The 22,603-nt window shown below is 44.0% G+C and carries 11 protein-coding genes; all 11 read right to left on the reverse strand.

What is annotated here, in order from left to right; genetic code table 11:
- Window positions 1-246: 246 nt before the first annotated feature.
- The 11 genes from PBN151_RS11435 to PBN151_RS11485 all read right to left on the reverse strand — a co-directional run bounded on the left by PBN151_RS11435 (window position 247) and on the right by PBN151_RS11485 (window position 22,512).
- A complete protein-coding gene (locus PBN151_RS11435; RefSeq protein WP_072729054.1) occupies window positions 247-684 on the reverse strand; it encodes a glycosyltransferase in 438 nt (145 codons plus the stop codon).
- 97 nt (window positions 685-781) lie between these two features.
- Entirely contained in the window at window positions 782-1,501 is a 720-nt protein-coding gene (locus PBN151_RS11440) for a response regulator (protein WP_021257133.1), read from the reverse strand.
- Window positions 1,502-1,509: 8 nt separating this feature from the next.
- Entirely contained in the window at window positions 1,510-2,670 is a 1,161-nt protein-coding gene (locus PBN151_RS11445; RefSeq protein WP_021257134.1) for a sensor histidine kinase, read from the reverse strand.
- A 61-nt stretch (window positions 2,671-2,731) separates the two neighbouring features.
- Window positions 2,732-5,464 carry a stalk domain-containing protein gene (locus tag PBN151_RS11450; protein ID WP_072729055.1) on the reverse strand — a complete coding sequence of 911 codons (2,733 nt, stop codon included), beginning with the start codon at window positions 5,462-5,464 and terminating at the stop codon, window positions 2,732-2,734.
- Between the two features lie 220 nt (window positions 5,465-5,684).
- Window positions 5,685-9,635, reverse strand: a complete 3,951-nt coding sequence (locus PBN151_RS11455; RefSeq protein WP_072729056.1) for an Ig-like domain-containing protein — start codon at window positions 9,633-9,635, stop codon at window positions 5,685-5,687.
- A 163-nt stretch (window positions 9,636-9,798) separates the two neighbouring features.
- Window positions 9,799-10,998: a methionine adenosyltransferase gene (gene metK, locus PBN151_RS11460; RefSeq protein ID WP_005544758.1), complete on the reverse strand. Its 1,200-nt coding sequence runs from the start codon at window positions 10,996-10,998 to the stop codon at window positions 9,799-9,801.
- Window positions 10,999-11,157: 159 nt separating this feature from the next.
- On the reverse strand, window positions 11,158-11,421 hold the full coding sequence (locus tag PBN151_RS11465; protein ID WP_021258874.1) for an alpha/beta-type small acid-soluble spore protein: 264 nt from the start codon (window positions 11,419-11,421) through the stop codon (window positions 11,158-11,160).
- Between the two features lie 104 nt (window positions 11,422-11,525).
- A complete protein-coding gene (locus tag PBN151_RS11470; protein WP_072729057.1) occupies window positions 11,526-12,077 on the reverse strand; it encodes a hypothetical protein in 552 nt (183 codons plus the stop codon).
- Window positions 12,078-12,141: 64 nt separating this feature from the next.
- On the reverse strand, window positions 12,142-14,718 hold the full coding sequence (locus PBN151_RS11475) for a hypothetical protein (protein WP_083545106.1): 2,577 nt from the start codon (window positions 14,716-14,718) through the stop codon (window positions 12,142-12,144).
- A 147-nt stretch (window positions 14,719-14,865) separates the two neighbouring features.
- Entirely contained in the window at window positions 14,866-17,892 is a 3,027-nt protein-coding gene (locus PBN151_RS11480) for an Ig-like domain-containing domain (RefSeq protein ID WP_072729058.1), read from the reverse strand.
- 612 nt (window positions 17,893-18,504) lie between these two features.
- Window positions 18,505-22,512 (reverse strand): S-layer homology domain-containing protein, encoded by a 4,008-nt coding sequence (locus tag PBN151_RS11485; RefSeq protein ID WP_072729059.1) that lies wholly within the window; start codon window positions 22,510-22,512, stop codon window positions 18,505-18,507.
- Window positions 22,513-22,603: the final 91 nt, after the last annotated feature.

Below are 22,603 nucleotides of genomic sequence, written 5' to 3' on the forward strand. Positions count from 1 at the left end.
CTCACCGGAGCATGCTTGCTGCTTGATATCTGGATGCGCATCTGCTCAAATTACGCAAAAAAAGCACACCCCACCCGTGGAATCGGGTGGCATGTGCTTCATGCCCAGCGCCTTATCGTATTTGTATAAAATTGTATACGAATCGACGGATTCTGACAACCCTAAACTTCAGAAAACTTCCCAAATTTAACTGTATTTGTAGTATTTTCGGTTCAATATATTCCATATCTCCCCGAACAACACCGCTTACAAGGCACTTCGAGCCTTGAAGGGAATTTTCCGCCAATCTTCTGTACTCCGTGGCTCAATTACAATTAATGTCTCTTCCGCTGCTCGCTGCTTCAATCCTTGCAGTGTTGCTTCAAGCTCATTCCTTTGAATCACAAGTAAGTTCCAGCTCACATCGTAGCCGCTCATTACACGTGAAGCAATTGGAAACGTAGCGTCCGTGGAACCGCCATCGACAAACGTGAAATGCAGCTTGCGTCCTTTCAGCCAAGCAAACCAACTATACGCACGAATCACCCATTCGATATGGCGTTCATCATTTTCCGTCACAAGCACGACATGCATCCAAGGCGCAGGTCTAGCGCCGCGTACGAGCTGCCTCCATTGATGAGCCAGATGAACGGCTGCTACCGCGATTCCGAAGCATCCCACAATCCAACATAGCATTGCGATCATGCGGCCACCTCCTTACTACCAAGTGTATGCCGCAATAGATGCCGAGGTGACGGACAAACGCCAGCTAGCCTTGTGATTCAGTTCTAGGGACGGTGTACTATAAGGTTACCCAGCCGTTCTTAATGGAATTGATGACCGCTTGGGTTCGATCATCGACCTCCATTTTCTGTAGGATGCTGCTGACATGATTTTTAACGGTCTTCTCACTAATAAATAAGAACTCGCCAATCATCTTGTTGCTCTTGCCTTCCGCCATCAAGCGAAGTACTTCGGCTTCACGTCTTGTCAGTGGATTATCTTCCGCAGCAATGAACTTCACGCCTGCATCTCTCGATTGACTGCTCACGATTCCGTTGCCGTCAAGCAGTGTCATCCGTCGAAGCTGCTGAATAAGCTTGCCCGTTACCTTCGGATGGATGTAAGCATACCCCGTTACAACCGAACGAATAGCATTAATTAAAGACTCAGCCTCCATATCCTTTAACAGATAGCCAGAGGCGCCTTTGCGCAGCGTTTCGAATACGTAGCTCTCATCATCGTGTATCGAAAGGATGATTACCTTTACATCCGGAAAAATATCACGCAATCGTTCTGTAGCGATCACACCATTCTCAATTGGCATATTAATATCCATCAGAACAACGTCCGGCACTTCCTTATTGCAAAATTCCAGCACCTGAATGCCATCTCCGCATTCGCCGATGACCTCCAGATCGTCCTCCATATTCAATATACGCTTCAAGCCCTCACGAAAGAGCTGGTGATCGTCAGCAAGGAGTACTTTTATTGTTTCTATGTCCTTCTTACGATTCTCCATAAGGTTGCTTACTCCTCTCTCTTCTCCACATTCGTCGGAATTTGTATCACGATGCGAGTTCCACGGTTCTCCGCCGAATGAATTTCCATACGGCCTTCGAGCAGCTCCACCCGCTCCTGCATGCCCAGGAGGCCAAAATGAGCGTGCTCTTTCGATTTTTCTTCCAGGGACTCTACCTTGAAACCAAAGCCATTGTCACGAACGATCACGCGTACTTCCTCTTCGTCATACGTCAATTCACATGTAACGTAAGAAGGATGCGCATGCTTCGCTGCATTGGTGAAGGCCTCCTGGACCAACCGGTAAATAGCTGCTTCCATCGCAGAGCGCAGCCGGCGTTCCAGCCCTCTAACCTCGAATGAAGTCTTAATTCTGTGCTTGTCTTCATAGTCATGTATAAATTTGCGCAGAGTCGGTACAAGCCCTAAATCGTCCAATGCCATTGGACGTAAATTAAAGATCACCTTGCGGATCTCTTCTAAGCCGAAACGAACCTGCGATTTTAAATCTACTATTTCGTTCTGCACCATTTCAAATTCCTGCTTATTTAGCATTCTTTCTACAATTTCCGTCCTAAGCACTAGATTAGCAAGGGATTGTGCGGGGCCGTCATGAATCTCACGCGCGATCCGCTTCCGCTCTTCTTCCTGTGCCAGAATGATCTTCAATCCGAGCAGCTGCCGAGTTTTGGCGGATTCCAAAATACGTGTTACCTGACTCAAATCACCGGATAAATATTCAAGCGCAACGCTCATCTGAGAGCCAATTGTCTCTGCTCGTTCCACAGAGCCCTCAATCGCGCGCAATCGTTTCTGAATATCGTCCCGCCGTGTCTTCAGGTAACCTTCCTTCTCCCGATACATCATCAGCTCAAGCTGCATCTGCGTCGCCTTTTCATAGGCCTGCTTGATATCTTCTTCGGTGTACCGGACAAAATCACGGCTCACATCTGTCAAACGCAGACGAGCTAGACGATAGTTCCGCTCCAGCTCGTCCACCTTATCACAAATTTCAGCAGTCTGATCCATAACCATCTGCAGTTCTGCGTTCATAGCTATCGCTTCATTCCGAGACGAATCCAATATTTCGTAAATCTGATATTTGCTCTCTTCCATCACTTTGATGGCGTTCTTAATGACGCGATCAATGACATCGACTTGATTATCCACTAACGTTCGGTCTCCTCGTTCATAAAAGGATGAATGGAATTTCATCCTTAATGATACCACATCAATGGATAGTAATGGACTTCGTATTTTGCTCCCATTTTACAGTTAGGCCTAATTGTTCCGATACAAAGCGAAGCGGGACTAAAGTCCGTCCTTGTCGAATAATAGGTGCGACATCCGATGCAAGTCGAGAGCCGTTGCGAACGAATGCTTTTTGGTTCACGATCATTTCAAGGAAACGTTCGCCGCGCATAATCGTAACCGTCTGCGCTGGACCGTTCCAGAGCGCCTCTCCCCCAAACGCATCAAGTACAACTCGTACCGGAACGTAGGTAGAACCATTCAACACGATTGGTGCCACGTCCAGCTTCTTCACAGCGCCGTTCACCTTGGAAGACTTGCTGTTCACAGTCAAATTCATTGTAGCTGTAGGGAAAACATCCGATGAACCAGCGGGAAGCTGTGCGATCAGGTTATCGAATGCAACTGTTCCTTCTGTTGCACGTTCGTCCTGATCTTCCTTGAAGTTAACCAAATACATTCGTTTCAGCTTAGCCGGATAAGAAATACCCAATGACGATAAATCCACTTCTACCGTCTTCCAACCTTCCCAATTGATCGATTCTACTACATTTACATAGTGAATTTTCTTATTCGCGTCATGGATCTCTAGTCGCAAATTGGTAAAGCTCTTGTCTCCATAGACGTCGAACTTCAGACCGCTAGTGCCATTAGGAAGTTCCATGCCTGTAGAACCATTCAATTCTGCATAGGCAAACTTATCAGCGCTGCCGCCTGCATTCATATCATAGGACAGCTTCAATACTTTGTCATTCGCACCGCGGCCACCAAATCCGCCTTCGATGCTGACTTGCCCCTTCGTGCTGCCCTTCGGCAATCCAGAGAAGGAGACACCCATATTTGTTTGATTGAAATTCTCTATTAATTTCTCCGATCCAAGTGTCAGAGGTATCATTGTTCTCAAGCCATCATAGCTTGCAATGGCATAGCCAATCTTCGTTCCTTCTGGAACCGAATTCACTTTAAGCACGCCATCCTCAACCTTACCGCTGAAGCCGCGAATCTCCCATTTCACAGCAGATGAAGGTACTGTCGCCTGATTGCCATTCAGCAAGGTAGCCTTCACGGGAACAGGAACACTTGCGCCGGCACTTAGTGGAGCTGAGCCGGTAGCGATTTGCAGGCTTGATAAGTCCTTCGCTCCGATGATCGTTACCTCTGCAGTCGTTTTCGCTCCTCCGGATGTAGCTACAATGGTAGCCTTGCCTGAGGATTGAGCGACGAAGGCATCCTTATCCCACTTCATCTTGCCGTCCGCAGCACTCCATTTCACATCCAAGTTAGAAGCATCTACCGGATTGTAATGCTCATCATAGGCCTTCATGCTGTATGTTGCACGCTGCCCGATAAATAGCGTTTTTTCTCCACTTAGGGTCATGCCCTTCACTTTGCCTGCTGGAGCTGTCGTGAACACACCGAGACCGTTGACAACAGAACGAACATTGTTACCTCCTTCTTTGGTTTCATGTGTCAGCTTCGTATCGAAATCGCCTAATGGCCGATTCGTCATCGTTGTGGAACCACCGCCGTCCAGGTTTACCGCTTTCCAGATACCTGCCTGTACAAGCGCCTGCTGGAATTCCTTCAATGTAAAGCCCGAGCTTACACTGTTCGATTCAGCTGTTACGATGTAAGCGTAACGACCATCCTTCGAGTAGCCGACTGCTGTACGAGCTGTTACACCACTGCCGCTAATGCCACTCGTATCACGCGTGAAGCTGGATGCCTTGCCGTTCTCAACGAGCAGCGTATGACCGCTTATCATCATTTGGAAGGAGGACGGATCTACGGATTGGCCTGTCGACTGAGACAACAGTTTGTAATCAATCTTGAGAGATGTGCCTACCTGCATTGTGCGGCGCATGAATTCCGCAGCCTGCCCGTGTCCACGCAAAATAACGCCATCTTCAGGAACCTCCATCGGCAGAGCACCCATATTAGAGATTTGCTCTACGACCCCATTGCGTACAAGTACTTCGGTAGGCGTTGTGGTCGTATCATTCGGCCGCTTCGTTCCTTTCCAAGCGCTTGTGTAGATGTACATCGCATTGATATGACTATGCTGTTTCCCAGGCTCTTTATCATATTTCATCTTGTTGATGCCTGACAGCGGGAACGATTGACCGTCCGCCACGGCCACATTTCCTGTGAAGCGATACTGATCGATGGTAGGCGTACCACTCTTCGTGACGGCAAAGGCATACATGCCTGTCAGCTCTGCAGGGCTTGTAATCATGACTCCGTCCGAAATGGAGCCTCCCATTGGAACTTGGTCGGAGCCCATCATCCAATAGTCCCCGTTTACACCAGCAACTGCCCCAGTTTCCTTCGTCATCTTCGTGACTGGGTTCCCGGTAGCTGTCTTGCCGTCCTTCCCTGTCATGACATCCAGCTTAATATAGGGATTGCTTAAGTCGGCCTCAATCACATTCATTCGAGTCTTATACGTTTTCGTGCCCCGCTGCAGCGCGTATTGGTAGGTAACCAATCTAGCACCTGAGGTAAGTATCTCTTCGCTGAGCTTTTGCAATGAATTCAATGGTGCTGCATATGTATCCCCACTAGTCGAATCTATTGGTGCATCCGCATAAACATAGTTTCCCCATCCAAATGCAGGCTGAATGAACAGTGCGCCGGATAGCACGACTGCTGCCGCCTTTTTCCCCATCCGTCTTGTGTTGATGTGGCGGACAGTTTGATTTGATTTGCCCATGTGTCTCTCTCCCATTTCGTCCTATTATGTATAAATGTCAATATGTTCGCGTGTCAACTCTACTATTATATAGACTACCAAAATCGACAAAAAGTTGCGATTTTGTTACGTATTTGGTGGATTTTACGATATAATGCCTGAGCAAAGCCAGGATGAAAAAAGAAGCCCTGCCTTCCGGGCTATTCGCCGTTAGTAGACAGGACTTCCTTCTTGTTATTTATTAATCCAACGTAATATAATCTACTTTTTTCAATAATCGAACTAATAGAATGGCTGCCTGTGCACGTGTTGCTGAACCCTTAGGCTGGAAGCGGTTCGTGCTAACCCCTTGAATGAGTCCATCCTGTACGGCCTGTGCCACGATTGTTGCGCCTGCACGTGTAAATTCCTTATTGTCCTTGAATGACTTCAGCACATCTGTCGATGCAGCGGACATCCGATATCCTGCTGCTTGTGCAGCACGAACCATCATAAGCGTAATCTGCTCGCGTGTCACAAATTGCTTCGGCTTGAATGTTCCATCTGGGAAGCCCGTAATTACACCTGAACGGATGGCCGCACCAATGTAGGCTCCTGTCATATCTCCTTGATTCACATCGCGGAAACGCTTGACAGCTTCACTATCTGGTTCAAGACCTAACGCTCGAGCAATCGAGACAGCAAATTCCTCACGCGTAATCGGCTTGTTCGGCTCGAACTTGGTGCTGCTGCGTCCACTCATAATCATTTTGGATACGAGGGCAGTCACATCCGCTTGTGCCCAATGTCCCTGCAAATCGATGAAGGATTGCTTCCCTACCGTAAAGAGAATAATCTTTGTGCCAACCATGTTTGTAATGGCTACGGTATCTAATCCTGCACGTGACACCTTGGTTGGCAAGTATCCTAATTTCGAGTAATTCTTCATCCACTCTACTAATGCTGCCCGGCTGGCAGTTACTGATTGGGAAGACTTCATTTTTACAACGGTATCGATATTCAGCGCGCTACCAGTGCCATTGTTTACTACATTGAACAACGAGAATTGATAAGCCTTCACCATTGCTGTTGCTTGTGCACTTGCAAGCTCGTTCGTAATCGTCGCTGTTTCATTGACCGGATCGATTTCAAAGAGAAGCGAAGAATTCGTGATTGATCCTTGCGTTCTTTGGATGATCTTGCTCATCGTATCACGATTAAGCGATATTCCGTATATAGCTTCCTTATACTTCACGGTAAACCAGATCGCATCGGTTCGCGAATATGCTTTTTCAAAAGCGGCTAACGGCACTACGACCCGCGCACCCGCTTCTGTGGATGGCACTTCGAATCGAAGCTGCTTATCCGAATCCAGAGATTGGCCAGCAAACTCAAATGCCGTCTTCACCTTAGTAGTATCAAGCGTATAACGATTGACCGTTACTCCGCTGCTTGTCCGGTCAGTAGTAATTTGAGCTGTATTCTGAAGCAGAACATACGCATAGTCTCCGAAGGAGCTGTCCTTGTCGCTTTTTACAAAATAGCTATCCAGCGACCCTGCTGTTGTTCCACCTGTGCCTGTGCCCGTTGTTCCTACTTTTAAGTTCGAGAATGTCTTGATTTCGATTCCGGCCTCTGATTGAAGTGCTTTAGAACCTGTATTGTAGGTCACACTTAAGTTGCTTCCATCTGTTGGCGGGTACATTAACTCGATCGTCACTTGCGTTCCACTGGCAGTTACTTGTTTAATACTCATCGCCTGACTGCCTGACATGACCAGAAACTGCGGATAATAGGACGACGACATCGATTCAAGCCGCTTGTTAAACGTCAAGATGATTGATGGGGACTTCCAGGTTATCGATTGGACAGTCGCAGCTTCGCTATCAGTCGAATTCGAAGCAGATACAAGGTTCAAGTTGGATGCATAGTTGTAATTCCAATCGCGCAGCGGCGGATTTCCTCTTACATACGATACGGTTACATGATCTGTTTTCGATACCGCCGATTGCAGAGTCAGTTCCACTCGATTTTCCTTAATCTCAACCTTCGTGACGTAACGTGCCTTTTCATTCACGAGTACCGAGAATTGGTTCTTCATCGGAATGTTGTTCTTATCCATTGGTTTGTTGTACTTCAGAATCATCTTCGTTCCAAGTACCGTTACCTCTTTCAGTTCCGGCGGCTTATTGTCATAGCTGTTCCGTACGAAAAATTCATCGATTGTTCCTACCTTGCTGCCACGGGTATCCTCTAGTGGATAATTGCCCGGTGTGTAGCTGACCTTGACAATATCTCCGTTCGATACCGAACGGTTTAATGACAAGGTCACGGTAGACGAGCTGCTGTTATGCGATAGTTTATCAATTCCTACAGTGGAATCATTGTATGTGACGGTAAATTGACCGTCTGCATAGGAAGAAACACTTTTCAGAGAATCTGTAAAATATAAATACAAAGTAGAACCGGAAATATACCCATCTCGCAGCTTCGTTAATGTCGTGTCTACCTTGTTCTCTACCGCACGGGAGCTAAAGCTGGAAGCTACATTGCCTACCGTATCACGCACCGCGCGGAAGCGTGCCGCATAGCTAATCTTGACGTCTTGACCTACAGCAACGCCGCTCTCTAGCGATACATAGACATAATTACTAGAGGTATACGCGCTGCTGACACGCCGCTCCTCGTTATTCACTAGTACGGTGAATTCGTTGGAAGGCGGATTCACGTTGCTGTCGAGCGTCTTGTTATATCGAATTTGAATTAACGAGTTGCTGTACATCGTTACATCTTCTACTGCTGGCGGATTCCGGTCAGTAATTGCCGTAGAAAACGCCCATTCAGATAGTCCTGCAAATTCATTGCCGGCTGTATCCTTAACGGCGCCCCTTGCAATGCTGACCGTATACACAGTGTTTTCCTGCAAGCTGGAGGCAGGATAAATCCACAGCTCCTTCGAATTGCGCACGTATACGCTGGCTGATTCTGAATAGGAGTAGGATTTGCGTCGCAAGTCAACACCTTTTCCCGTATACACAATTGGCTTACTAAAGGTTATAATTAACGTCTTGTTCGCCGGTACAGTCACACTGCCGGACGATGGATCGAAGCTGACAATCGTTGGCGCGGTTGTATCCGTTGATTGCGTACGGAACGACCATTCCACAGCCTCCATCAGGTTTCCAGCAGCATCACGGAATGCTCCCTTGGGTATTGAGACTACATATGTGCGATTTGGTTCTAAAGACAGAACATTCGTGGACTGAATAACCGCAGAGCCGCCTCCCGTTATCGCTGAGGTAACAGGGAGCACAATATCTTGGCGTCCATCTGATTTAATCACAATATTGCCTGTTACTTGATAGACCGACTTATCGAATGTTAGTTCCAAGCGTGTCTGTGGGGGGACAGCTGTCCCATCCAGCGAGCGCTTTGTTATTTTCGGTGGATTCGTATCAACACCAGGCGTCGTTGTAAAGTTCCAATACGTCTTGCCTGAGAAGCCTGCTACGGGAGTCCCGTCATCCAAATCCAAAAAAGCGCCTGCATCCATCGTGACATAGTACGCTGTTCCGGCTTCTAATCCATCCAATTTCATCGTTGCTGTAAGTCCATTCACTACGAAATCCTTCGCAGCGATTGTCTTCACGACACTGTTGTCACTGAACTTATTGATCTTGATGCTGCCTTGGCCCGCTTGGACAGGACGGTTAAACGTAATTTGTGCATCCGCAGGCAAAGAAATTCCTTGGCCTTGTGGCGAGAAGGATGCCGCTTCCTGCTGGGATTTAGTGGAAAATGCCCATTCTGCAGGTGTGGACAATTCTTTAGAGGCTTCGCCCAAAAAGAGCTTTCCATCAACTTTTACAACATATCTTGTTCCAGCTTCAAAAGGCTGCAACCCTTCCAGCTGGAATGTTACGTTATCAGTTGTTACTATTTTTCCGATTCCATTCGAACTTGTTTCAGCAAAGCGCTGCTGTGCTCCTGTTTTTTCGTTCGTTACCGTAATGTACCCATTCGTCATGGATACTTTTTCGTTGAACGTAAATTGTATGCTTGATGGATTGATCGAGACTTCCTGCGCACCGTTAGCTGGCAATGAGCTGACTATCGCAAGAGGGGTAGCTGCGTGCACTTCGGGCACACCTCCCCATCCGAACACTCCTAAAAAAAGGACAAAGGCCATTGTAGCCGCAATCCATTTCTTCATTCTATATGCTCCTTTCATTCCGAAGACAGTTGTACTCTATTTGTCGGTAAAAAGGAGGAAATAGTTTAGATTCATCACCACCGGTACGCAAAAAAGACCTCCTCCTAAGCCTGATAGCCTAGAAAGAGGTCTTGTATAAGCGCTCAAATAATAAAGGGTTAGATTACAAACCCGCTTGCTCACGCAGAGCATCTGCTTTGTCTGTACGTTCCCAAGGCAAATCCAAATCTGTACGGCCAAAGTGTCCGTAAGCAGCAGTCTGCTTGTAGATTGGTTTGCGCAGATCAAGCATTTTAATAATGCCTGCAGGACGAAGATCAAAATGAGATTGAATCAGTTCAACAATCTTCTCTTCATTTACTTTGCCTGTTCCGTAAGTGTCCACGTTAATGGATACTGGAGTTGCTACACCAATGGCATAAGCCAATTGGATTTCACATTTGTCAGCCAAGCCAGCTGCTACGATGTTCTTCGCAACATAGCGCGCTGCATAAGCTGCAGAACGGTCCACCTTCGTTGGATCCTTGCCGGAAAACGCTCCGCCACCATGGCGTGCATATCCGCCGTACGTATCCACGATGATTTTACGCCCAGTCAAACCTGCATCACCTTGTGGTCCGCCGATTACGAAGCGGCCAGTTGGGTTGATGTAGTACTTCGTCTTATCGTCGAGCCATTCGCTAGGAACGACTGGAGTAATAACTAATTCTCTGATATCACGTTGGATTTGCTCCAATGTTGTATCTTCAGCATGCTGTGTGGACACAACAATCGTATCTACACGTACTGGCTTATCTCCATCATATTCAATCGTCACTTGTGTCTTACCGTCTGGACGAAGGTAAGGCAATGTGCCGTCTTTGCGTACTTCGGACAAACGACGAGCAATACGGTGTGACAATGCGATCGGAAGTGGCATAAGTTCTGGCGTTTCGTTCGTTGCAAAGCCGAACATCAAGCCTTGGTCGCCTGCACCGATATTCTCGGTTTCTTGCTTGGCATCTTCAGTACGTGTTTCAATGCCAGCGTTAACCCCCTGAGCGATGTCTGGAGATTGTTCGTTAAGCGAGGTCAATACTGCACAGGTATTATAATCAAAACCATACTTGGCGCGCGTATACCCGATATCTTTGATCGTGTTGCGTACGATAGATGGAATGTCAACATAATCTGCCTTTGTGCTGATTTCTCCTATGACGAGAACTAATCCCGTGGCTACGGATACTTCACATGCAACCCGAGCATTCGGGTCGTTCGCCAAAAAGGCGTCCAATACCGCGTCCGAAATCTGGTCGCATATTTTATCCGGGTGTCCCTCAGTAACGGACTCGGACGTAAACAAGTGGCGTCCTTTCAATGACATAGGACTCGACCTCCTAACCTATAATATGGCTCTCCCATGAGCAGCCTAAACAAAAAATGAACCTTTCCCGAATGGAAAAGGTTGTTATAGCAGCCTTCGAAAAATCATATTACTGTATTTGTCCGGTCCTGTCAATGAAAGCGTCAAAAGTTGGATTACCTATTTTTGCTGCAGTGCGGTGGCAATGAGACGTTTTGTTATTTCGCCGCCTACCGAACCAGCATCACGTGAAGATAAGGTACCCCAATCAGCATGACTAGTCGTATGTTGAACCGGAACGCTGCCGAGTTCGGAAGCGAACTCTGTATCCATTCCAATATGTGCTCCGTGATGAGAAACCGGAAGTCCGAACTCGGCTGCAATCTCATATTTCATACGGTGCAGGGCGTCTCTGCTGGCTGGCACTAACGTTTTTTTGCTCACGGTAATATCCTCCCTCGTTATATATGCATCAGTGATAATTATTGTGCCTCTTTCAGAAGGATACACCCGCAGGAAATGTTGCCCGCCCTGCCAGCTCATGTTAATTACTCTGCTTTTTGTACGACTGAATAGCCCCCGCGTACCATAACAATCAAACCATTCTCCTGCTGCGGATCTGGCATCATACCGCGTCCATCACGCGGGAACAACAGCAAGTGGTTCGTCGCAACCGCTTGCCCGCTCTTGATATCTGTGCCTTCCGTTACATCCGGCACCCCATTCTCATCCGGGCTTGTGATGACTGCCTTTCCGTTGCGGACAATGACTTCAGTTCCAGCCTTAGCAATAAGCTTCTGGCCAGTTTTAACCGTTACGACTTTAAGTTCCGTATTGCTTGTTGTATCCCCCTCAGGCTGATCCTTCTTCGGGTTATCTTTGTCCTTGCTCGTAGTGTCATTACCTGTATTGCCTTTCTTCAATTCAGCTTGGATAAGGGATTTAACTTGTTGATCCACATAACTCTTCGTTACAAGTGGATCTGAAGATGTTCCTGGGGTTGTATCTGCTGCGAATGCATTCACACCCAAAATAGAACCTGCCACAATTCCCCCTGTTATTAATGTTGTAGATAAAATAACCTTCGTAAATTTGTTCATTTTTTCCTCCTCCTACTTCTTATGCCAAAAACTCCCCTCTACGAGGGGAGTTTTCTTTATTGTTTTAGTCCGCTGTTTTTGCGTTTCTAATGTTGTATGCACTACCATGGCTAGCTAGCTTGATCTTCTCTTTATCGAATACATCATACAAGGTTAGCTGGAAGCCACCGTTCTCGATTTTCTCAAAGAAGGCATCTGGTATAGATGTTGAGAATGACTGGTTCTTGCCCTCTTTAAATTCTTTAACAAAATCAACCTCTTTCTCGAATTTTTTGCCACTAGAATCTACAATTTCAATGACTAGCTTGTGTCCGTATTCACCAAAATTGTACTCGAGTTGACGAGTCATATCATAAGAGAACTCGATGGACAAGTTGGATGTTCTGTTAGCAGTCACGTAGAAATTGTATAAAGTCAACGAATAAGGGAATAGATCAAGATTTACAAAGTCTCGTTGAACCGTAGGCTGTACGACTTTCAAATCCATTGCTACTGCATTGATATATCCATCAGACTCACCCTTTGGAGGTGTCAGTTTATTCTCGGTAATTCCTTCACCGATAATAAGCTGCAAATCTGTTTTATTAACCGTTTTCGGTACTTTCACCCATGCCGTTACGACATTCAATCCTTGCGGACTCGTAGGACCCTGCACTTGGGAAAGATTTGCTTTATAGTAGCGTCCATCATCTGATCGATAGTATGCTACCATTTGAGATAAAATCGTCTGGCGCTCTTCCTGGCTCTTCATAACAAGATCCGTATAAATGATTTGTTCAACGGCACCTTCATACACCTTGCTGTTCTTTACTTCAATATCAGCTTTGCGTCCTTGAGTAGTAAGATTGTATACTTTACCAAATTCAACGACAGGCAACTTGCTTAACTTGCCTCCATTCGTGAACTGAATGATTGGGGCACTATCCGTCTCCCCTATTTTCTCCATTAGCGCCGTTTGGACTTGGGAGAAGTCCATATAACTTGGTACCTTCGTTACGATGTATACATCGACGTCTTCCCTCGCTCCGATGATTAAAGCACCATTCGAGCTTATCACTTGTGTTTTACCAGATACACCGGAAGTATCCAATTTAAAGACACCTTCTAAAGCTGGCAACTGAATTGTTTTCGTTTCTTTGTTTTTAATTTTTAATTTTGCTGACAGTACATCCCCGTCTAACCAAGGTAGACGTTGTAGAGACTCTATTGTAATTCCAAGGTTGCCTTTGCTATGCTGCACATCGTATTCAATTCCCGTTTGATTACGCATGGATTGAAGATCAGGCAATTTATAAGTTCCTTCTGGGAACTTGAAATTCGAGTCCTTTTGATTCGTTTCGGGCTTCGTTGGATCCTTTTGTTCGGAATCTCCAGGCTTATTGAGTTGAAGTTTTAATTGTTCAAGAGGTACGTCAGTAGATACCATTGCACTCAATGTAATTGGTCGTTTCTCCATCGCTTTCAATGTCAAATTATCTAGTGATTTTGTAGGGATCGGCACGGATAATCCGTTTGGCCCTTTCAAAACAAATTCATATTTTGGTATCGTCACTGGACGATTCGATAAATTTTCAAATTGGAAGGTCAATGTAATATCATTATCTTCAAAACTTTGGTTTGCCCAACCGTTCAAAATTTTAGTGCTTACCTTTGCCTTGTCGATCGTTATCACTTGCTCTTTATTCGCTGGAATAACAGAAGTGGCTGCATTCGAAGCTGGCAACTTTAAGGTTGCTACAGGCAGATTAATTTTTGCAGTCTCATCCTCTGTCAGTAGTTGAAGCTCCAAGTTTTTGATAACGACACTCTTAGGAATTGCCGTCATGAAATTCAATGTCTTTTTCTCGCTAGGCTGCAGCTTATACTCCTTACTTGCGCTATCTGGTACAAGAGGGTAACTGCTTCCGCTTGCTGTTTTAATTACGTATTTGTAAGTTGGATTCTCCAACGCTTTAAAGCCTAAATTTTCTACATTTACTGCAACATTTACATAATTCATGTCTTCATTAAGCATCGAGGTTACTCGATCAATGCTTGTTTTTATAGGAATGTCATTCATTCGTACTGTGCTGCTTTTTCCAACAACAGTCGATGCAGTCATCCATGTTGGAATTTGAAAAGAACCCAATCTGTTTTCAAAACCAGATTTGCTAAAATCCCACTTTATGATATCAAAAAATAAATCATTAATGGTGAGACCCTTCGCTACTTTTGCATAATAGGTAACACTCATCTCAGACAAACCTGGTACTACTTTTTTCTCTTTATCCTTTGTTGTCAATACACTAGAGTACACCGTACCGCCTTTTGTACGAACCTTTGTCCAGTAATCAATAAGAGGAACGCTGCGCTGCTCATTATTATAATAAGTTAACGTATACGTCAAAATATTACTTTCATCTTGTTTATACATGTTTACATCCGTCAGTTTAACTGCACTTTTAGCAGTCAACCGAATCGGCTTTAACTCACTAAGCGTATGTACTGGCGTCGGTTTAGCCGCAGGTTTTGTTTGCTTGCTCGTGCTTTGTTGTTTAGAAGCTTTTGTATCTGCAGCATAAATATTTGCCGTAGGGAAGGCTGACGCCCCTAAAATGAGGGACAACGATAACATTGTCGCAATGGCGGTTGTTCTTTTCAATCTACTTTCCTCCTATGCGTAGAATCTACATATATAGTATAACGCATAATGATAAGAGAAAGTTGCGATTTTCAGCAAGTTGGAGGGTTACATTGTTGTAAGCTTTATATAAAAAAAGAAAGCCCCGAAGGGCTTTCTTTTGAAATGTTATTTCTTGAATTTCAAGGATGTATTGAATCCATCCAAAGCAACATTGTGATCTAGTAAATCAACGATGGATTTATATACATCGTTTTCTTTTTCCAATACTTCTACGCGAACAGTATCTCCATCGTTAATTGCTGCGTATTTGAATTGGATTTGAAGCAACTTTTCATATCCTTTTTCAACAAATACTTTCTCTACTTGAGCTTCTTTGTTGTTAACATATACCTTAACTACTTTGCCAATTTCTTTTGTATCAACAAAGAGTGGTGTGTCAACGCGAATGTCCGCCAAGTAAGTTGTATCTGTTACGGATTTAACATTCAAAGAGCTTACTTCTGCTGTAGGTCTAACTTTACCGTAGTCCTCAACATTGTATTGTCCTGCTTTAACGCGAACGTTCAATACATCAGCAGTTGATGCATTTGGTGCAACTTTGAGAACCGCTCCAGAAAGGCTGGATGGAAGCTCGTTTCTGTCAGTGAATTTCAGAGTAACAACAGAACCGTCATTGCTCTTCTCATAGTCATTTGGCGTGAATGTTCCGTAGTTAGTGACTACGGAGAAGTCAGATAGAACAACATAGTTGATCTTGCCGCCAAATTCAACTTTAAGTTCTTTAGTAGAAACTGCGCTAACTTTTTTTACATTAATGCTGTTAGCAAAGTCATTTTCCAAAGTACCTTTATAAGTAAGCGTGTAATTACCGTTTTGTTTGATGTAATCGCCCTTAGCATTCGCCACTTGGCTAACACTCAAAACGTTTTCTCCAGTTCTCTTGATACCCAATTTTCCAGCTTTCGCAGTAATGCGAACAGTATCGCCAGTCATCATAGAAATATCATGATCTGTGATGGAGTTGTTGTTAAAGACGTATTTTTCTTTAATCAATGCGCTTCCGTCACCATCAGTTTTAACATCTTCTTTGAATTGAACGTACAGGTTCTCTTCATTGTTTCCTTCAACGATCCAAGAACGAACGATTCCTGTTGTAGCAGTTTGTTTTGCTGTGAACGTTTGTGTATAAGGCATAATTGTGTTTTGCAAAGCAGCCGTATCACGAACGCCAGTTACTTCCAAGATGTAATCTGTTTCGTTGGACAATTGGGCATTCAGGTCAATTGTCACCTTGTAGTTGGACTCGTTGTAATCGATTCTAGATACTGGATGCCCGTTGCGGTCTGTACCAACGAACTTATCCAATACTTTACCGTCTTTATCTTTCAATGTGTAGTTCTTGTTGTCTTTAGCAGTTGCCGCATCCAACTTTTTGTTGAATTCCAATACCAACTGATGGTTATTCAACGCGCCAACTTCTTTAACTTCCAACTTCACGATTTCTGGACGAGTTTGATCCAATGTTGGGTTCACTTTGATTTCGCGGTCAGCTTTGTTGCCGCTGTAATCAGTTGCACCTTTAACATAGATTGTGTTGTCGCCATTGTACATTTTGTTGCTGAATTCAACTTTAACTTTGTTGTCTTTGTAAGTAATCTTACCAATGTTGCCGGAAGTGTTGTGGTACACTTTCTCGATCGAACGAACAGTTTCGTTGAATTCAAGTTCAAGCTCATTCAAATCAGTTGTCTTTGCGGACACGATTTCAGGAGCTGCTGTATCTTCAGCAATCGTGAATTCTTTATCTGCTGGAATGCTCTTCAGACCGGAGAAGTCTGTGATGTTGCTTGCGCTCACTTTGTGAGTACCAACGGACAAATCTTTCTTCACGATTACTACATTTGGATACATGTAGTCAACGCTACCGGATGCCGAGCTGCCATCAACTTTGTAGTTGCTTGCTGCAACTGCATCGCCACGTTTAACTGGCTCAGAGAATACGATCTTGAATGCTTTCGTACCCAAGCCAACAACTTCTTTGATTTCAGGTGTTTTTACGTCAACTGGAGTGAATTTCTTTGTTTCGTTAAACGTTTTGGAACCATCTTCGTTCTTCACGTTTTTGATTTTCACTTCAGTTTCTTTTTGGTTCTTCATTTCGGAACCATTTTCTTCAAGCAAGATTGTGACAGAGTTTTTGTCTTGCGCCATTGTCACGCTCTCGATTTTCATATCTTTAACTTCGTAGTTGTTTTTGTTCTCAGCAGTTTTTTGCTCGAGAGAACCGTCAAATGTTACAACAACCTCTTTCAAGTTTTCAGCTGTAACGGATTTGATGCTTTGAGCAGAAGTAATAGTATAAGTCACTTTAGTAGTGATCTTGAACTCTTTACCTGCTTTGTCTTTGTAAGTGAATGTTACTTCAGTTTCTTTGTTAGCTTCAAGAGCTTTTTCCAAAGTTACTGTCTTAACTTCTTTGTCGGACATAGTGAATTCAACTGTTTTGGAGTCCTTTACTTTGTAGGAAACTACTTTAGGACCTTTAGTCAATTCGTCAGCTGCATATGCTGCTTCTACCAATTGAGTGCGAGTTGCGTTCGCTTTAGGGTTTGCATCTTTGGAGAACAAACCAGCGTCAACTGCCGCTTGGAAGAAACCTTTAGCCCATGAAGAAGCGTTGTTTTGAGCATCTTTAACTTCTTCAAGTTTCAAAGCAGTAACCAAAGTTTTAGCTGCTTCTTCAACTGTGATTTTGCCGTTAAAGTCGAACAACTTCTTCTCCAAGTCTTTACCTTGCATCAAGCCTTCTTTAGTTACAGCTTCGATGAATGGAGCTGCCCAGTTATTTTTACCATAGTTTTTATCTTTGTAAGAATATTCACCATGGATTTCTTTCAGACCGAACAATTTCACGAGTACTTTCGCGAATTCTGCACGAGTCATGTCTTTATCAAGGCCAGCGGATCCATCTGGATAACCGTTGAATACACCTTGAGTTTTCAATGCATCAAATTTCTCTTGAGTTGTTTTAGCTGCGTCAGCACCGAAAGCTACGTTTGCGAACATAGAGAACGCCATAGCAACGGAAAGCAGAAGGGCCAATCTTTTCTTCATAACCTTTTTTTCTCCTCCTCTAAATTGCTTCGTTTGTTTAGTTTGTTGCGTAGAAGTTTGATAGTTCATTTCCCTCATTCGCCGATTCACCCCCTTCCTCAGAGTGAGCGAAATGTAATCTAAAAAGAAGTCTGCAACATAAGGACATGCCACAGAAACTAGTAATCGATTAGGAACAAATGAAAATAAATAGAAATGCTCATACCACTCTAGACATTATACAATGTCAACTGCCTAGCGTAAAGTATATTTTTGTGAAATACAGGGAACAATAATTAAATTAACCACTGTATTCGAGCTTCATCATATTAAACGCACAGGTTTCGAAAAAGTTGCGCTCTACGGAAAATTATTTTTAAATTTTTTCGCAGATTTCAGACAATGTCTTGCTCATTACATTCAGTAACGCATATACACGGATATGCTATACATATTGCAATACTTGAATTCATCTATATGTATGCATTAACGAATACATCTCCTAGTATAGCTCCAAGCTAAGAAGGAGTCACTGGCTAATGTTTTCCACTGAATGACAGATCACCCATGAATATGATCATAGGTAGATTCATTACATGTTTACCAGATCAATGATCCTAATAAAATGAATATCTTCTATTATATAAGGAAGAGAGCCGAGCAAAATCGGCTCTCTCCTTATTACCCAAAGATGTACACGTTGAATCTATGTTACATCTTCGGCAGCTTCTTCAAATCAATCATAGCACGCGCCATAATGAGAGCAGCGTCGCCACGGAGCATATTCGCAGATGGCTGGAATACATAACCCTTCTTCGGATCAGATGGGTCAATCGGAACTCCTGTAATGAAGCCTTTCTTCGCGATAGCAAGTACCGCTGGCTGTGCATAGTAATCTATCTTGTCCGCATCTTGGAAATACTTCAACAGATCCTTGCGAACTTTATCACGCTTCGTCTCAAGCTTCATATTCAAAGCTTTCGCAAGCATAACCGCAGCATCCTGACGGATAATCGAGTAGTCCCCACCAAATTCATTCGGTGAAACACCACGAACGATACCATCACGTGCAGCCGTCTCCACATAGCGGAAGTCCCACAGCTGATTCACATTAATCGTATTCATCTTATCAGCCGCCGGTACAACGACGTCATTGAAATGTTTCTTACCGTCATAATTCAATGGCATCTCTTTCGCACGAACAATCATACGAGTGAATTCACCACGAGATACATACATATCTGTACCAAACATGGAGAATGGATCAAATGGATTCATAACGCCTTTTGCAAATATCGTTTCAATGAAATCACGTGCATATGGATGTTGTACCACATCATGATAAGAGTAAGACATCTTACCAACAACATAGTATCCAAAGCGCGTAATTGGAACGGTTACGGTATGTTTCTTCGAATCTACAACACCGCCAATGTTCTCCCATTGCTGTAATTCCGAATCAAAACGGAACACACTCACAGTGCGACCACCATCATCGGTTACGTTTTTATCATAACTCAATGTCAATTTACCCGGTTTAGACATGATCAGTTCATTGCGAAGGTCGCGCTTATAGAACATCTCAATTGGCGAACCTGGATACTGATAAGGCTCAACACCATACTTAATTGGGTCATAAACAGACTCTGTCTTGATGTCATCCGCTTGACCTGGATCCATCCAAATAACTGGACCAGCCTTAATAAAGCGTTCAGGGAAGCTTGCTTCGAAAATGTTCTTTGCTTCTATCTTCGCCAAGTCATAGTTCGCTGGCTGATACTCAAACTCACGGCGATCTACTTCACCATCGAATGAATTCGCAATCGCGAACAGTAGGTTGTGACCACTAAATACTTGGTTTTTGAAGTTTTGCGGCACGTTATAGTCGCGTCTTACGAGATTTGCACCTTTTTCGAAGGTCAAGTTTACTATTCCTTCAAATACCTTATGTGATTTTTTCATTGGCTCCATATACTGAGCCCCTGGAATTGACGTAGGTACGTACTTCACCGTAATCGTATTTTTGAAGGTATCCTTGCCTCTTGAAATGGCAATTTCAATCTTATTATCTTTATTTGCTTTAAGTCCTACGACAAATGCACGATAGGCATTTTCATAAGGCTTTTGTGTCTTGTCATAGCTTGGGTAGTAAATAATTTTTTCTGCTGGAATTTTATTAATAACTACCTTTTCTGCACCTGGCGAGTCAATAATGACTTCAACAAAGTTTTGGTTAACCACTCGCTTTTCAAGCGCTGGCTTCAAAATCGTGTAAGGCACATCTACCGGCACAACTTCCAAACGGTATGTTGCACGAGGGCCACCTTCGCCACTGTTAAATACAGTCATGTTCATTGCGACAGGAGTTCCATCACCAGGAAGATTTATGCCCTTAATAATAAAGCTAAAGAATTGTTTATCATTATCGTAGTACACCGATATGCCGTTAACTACTGCACTCGAATTATACGTATCCCCATTTTTGTCGGTGAACATATTCTCCAATGTCCACTCGATTTTACCTAATGGGTTTTTGTCGTTTTTCAATACAGGCGATTGAATGACTAGCTTATAATTCTGAAGCTCGTTAGCAGTACCGCTTCCTCGCAGGCTTGCAATTTTCCCTTCAATTTCAGCCTTGTTTTTTCCAAGATCAACAAAGTCGAATGTCCCGTACACATTCATCTGCGCTTCACGAGTCAGATAAACGCCGCCTTTTTTCTCAAAACGAGGATCATTAGGCTTCGGATCCGGATACGTTGTGCTGTATGGATAGATTCCGTCTGTCTCAGGTGCTGGAATAACCGGTAAGTTAGTCGGAATGAGCGTTACTGTGATCGTGTTCTCGTAATGTGATTTTTGGGAACGGAATACAAATTTGATTTTGTTGTCTCCCATATACAACGCTTCGAATGCTTTTTTCGGATCTACTAATTTGAACTGACTATTTGTTGTACCTTTGGCTAGTTCCAATGTTGTATTGTTGATACTGAAGAATACTGTTTGTTTCGGCCCTGAGTAATCAAGCTCATTTTCGTTTGCAATATTATAGATTTGACCTGCCAAGTCCTGTAATTCTTTCATTACTTGCGCTTGACGTTGAGCATCTGTCGTATCCGTATAAATCTTTTGGCCATCAAATGCACCGTCGTATTTCACATATGGTCCATATAAAAGAGTAACTGTTGCCGTATATGTTTCCGAAGAGCCATCCAAACCAAACACAATCGTTTGTTTTCCTGTGCTTGGCAGCTTGTCAATCAGGTATACAACCCGACTCATCGATGTCGGAACCCCATTGATATTTTGAACCGTAACATCCTCGGCAACAATCGTAGGGTTTAAATGGTAAGTACTAGCATCTTGCGTTTTCCCTAATGCATCTGTTACAGATTTAATCGAGATTCTAGGACTGCTACCGTTAGGAACCAAAAATTGGATTGCAGCCGGCATGGAGAATAACTGCGCACCATCCAGCTTTCCACCTTGCAGCGCCACAGCTTCCCCAGGTGTCATTGCATTGTTATATCCGCTCAAGTAATTAGCAGCGTAAATATATGGTTTGCCCGCATCCTTCAACAACACGGAGAATCCGGACATGCTCTGAAGTGATGGAGTAGATAGGGCATAGTTCGTCGAAGTCAAAGTAATGTTAGTACGAACATCTTGTTTAACAGCGCCTGGTATTTCAAATGAGTACTCCACAAATTTCGGATTCGAGGAAACCTCAACCACATTCGTTGCATTTCCGTTTGTTTTATTACCGCTGCCCGTTTCAATCATTTCATATGCGACACCGACGCTAGTCGGTTTCGTCTTTGTAGCATCGTAAGGAATAAGGACACGACCATAAATTACACCGTCAGTATTGGCAGTAATCGTAGGACTTTGCGATAAATCATATTTTGTTGTTCCACCAGTTTCCTTCATGTGAACGTCATGGAACGTCACATCACCATTGAAAAATGCCACTTCTCTTGTTGTTTCAACCGATTGCGTACCGTTAAATACTTTAATTTTAACTAAGTTCCGGCCTTGCTCAATCGCGATTGGAGAAGCAAAGAACGTCCAGTCATTGCTCTTGGACACACCAAAGGACCAGCTTCGTCCGTTCACTTCGATTTGTACCTTATCCGCATTCGGTGCTTTACCCGAGATGCTGACGTTCACCGACTTTTTCCCTTGGGAAGCATCGGAGTAAACAATTGTCGATTCATCTTCTTTTAAGTTATACACATTCCCATCCAAGGATACGGACATGTCGTACATCGTTGGACCATTGCGATACTCGATGAAGATGGAGTCATACACATCCGACATGCCTTGCAAGCCTTTGAATGTAACTTGGTTCAATCCAGGATACAACTGCAAATTATACAATTGGATTTTCGAACCATTGATCATAATGTTGGCCGTTTGGCCTTCACGTTTGTCGTTTTGATCCACTAAATATTTATCCGTCGCGGTTGGATCAGGATTCTTGTTCAGCTTGTACACGCTATAAGAGATCGAATTTCCGTTAACGCCATTCAATGTTCCCTCAAGCGTCACACGTTCACTATTTGTTATACGTGCAGATGTAGGAGAATACTGTTCATTCGGAAATACGAAGTGGTTGGCGCTTGCTGCGAATGCCGTCGATACTGCTGTACCGAGAGATGCCGGGATAAGCGTAACGACAAGCGCGAGCGTCAACAGTATGGATACCAGTTTCTTCAACGCTAATAGCCTCCTTATTATAGAACCGTAGTTGAGTTGCCTCCATCGGCTCGTTCTTACTTGTTATTTCTGTTATCGGCTAATTTCGTCC

The organism is Paenibacillus sp. NAIST15-1 (genome assembly GCF_001894745.1).
Classification (GTDB): domain Bacteria; phylum Bacillota; class Bacilli; order Paenibacillales; family Paenibacillaceae; genus Paenibacillus_B; species Paenibacillus_B suaedae.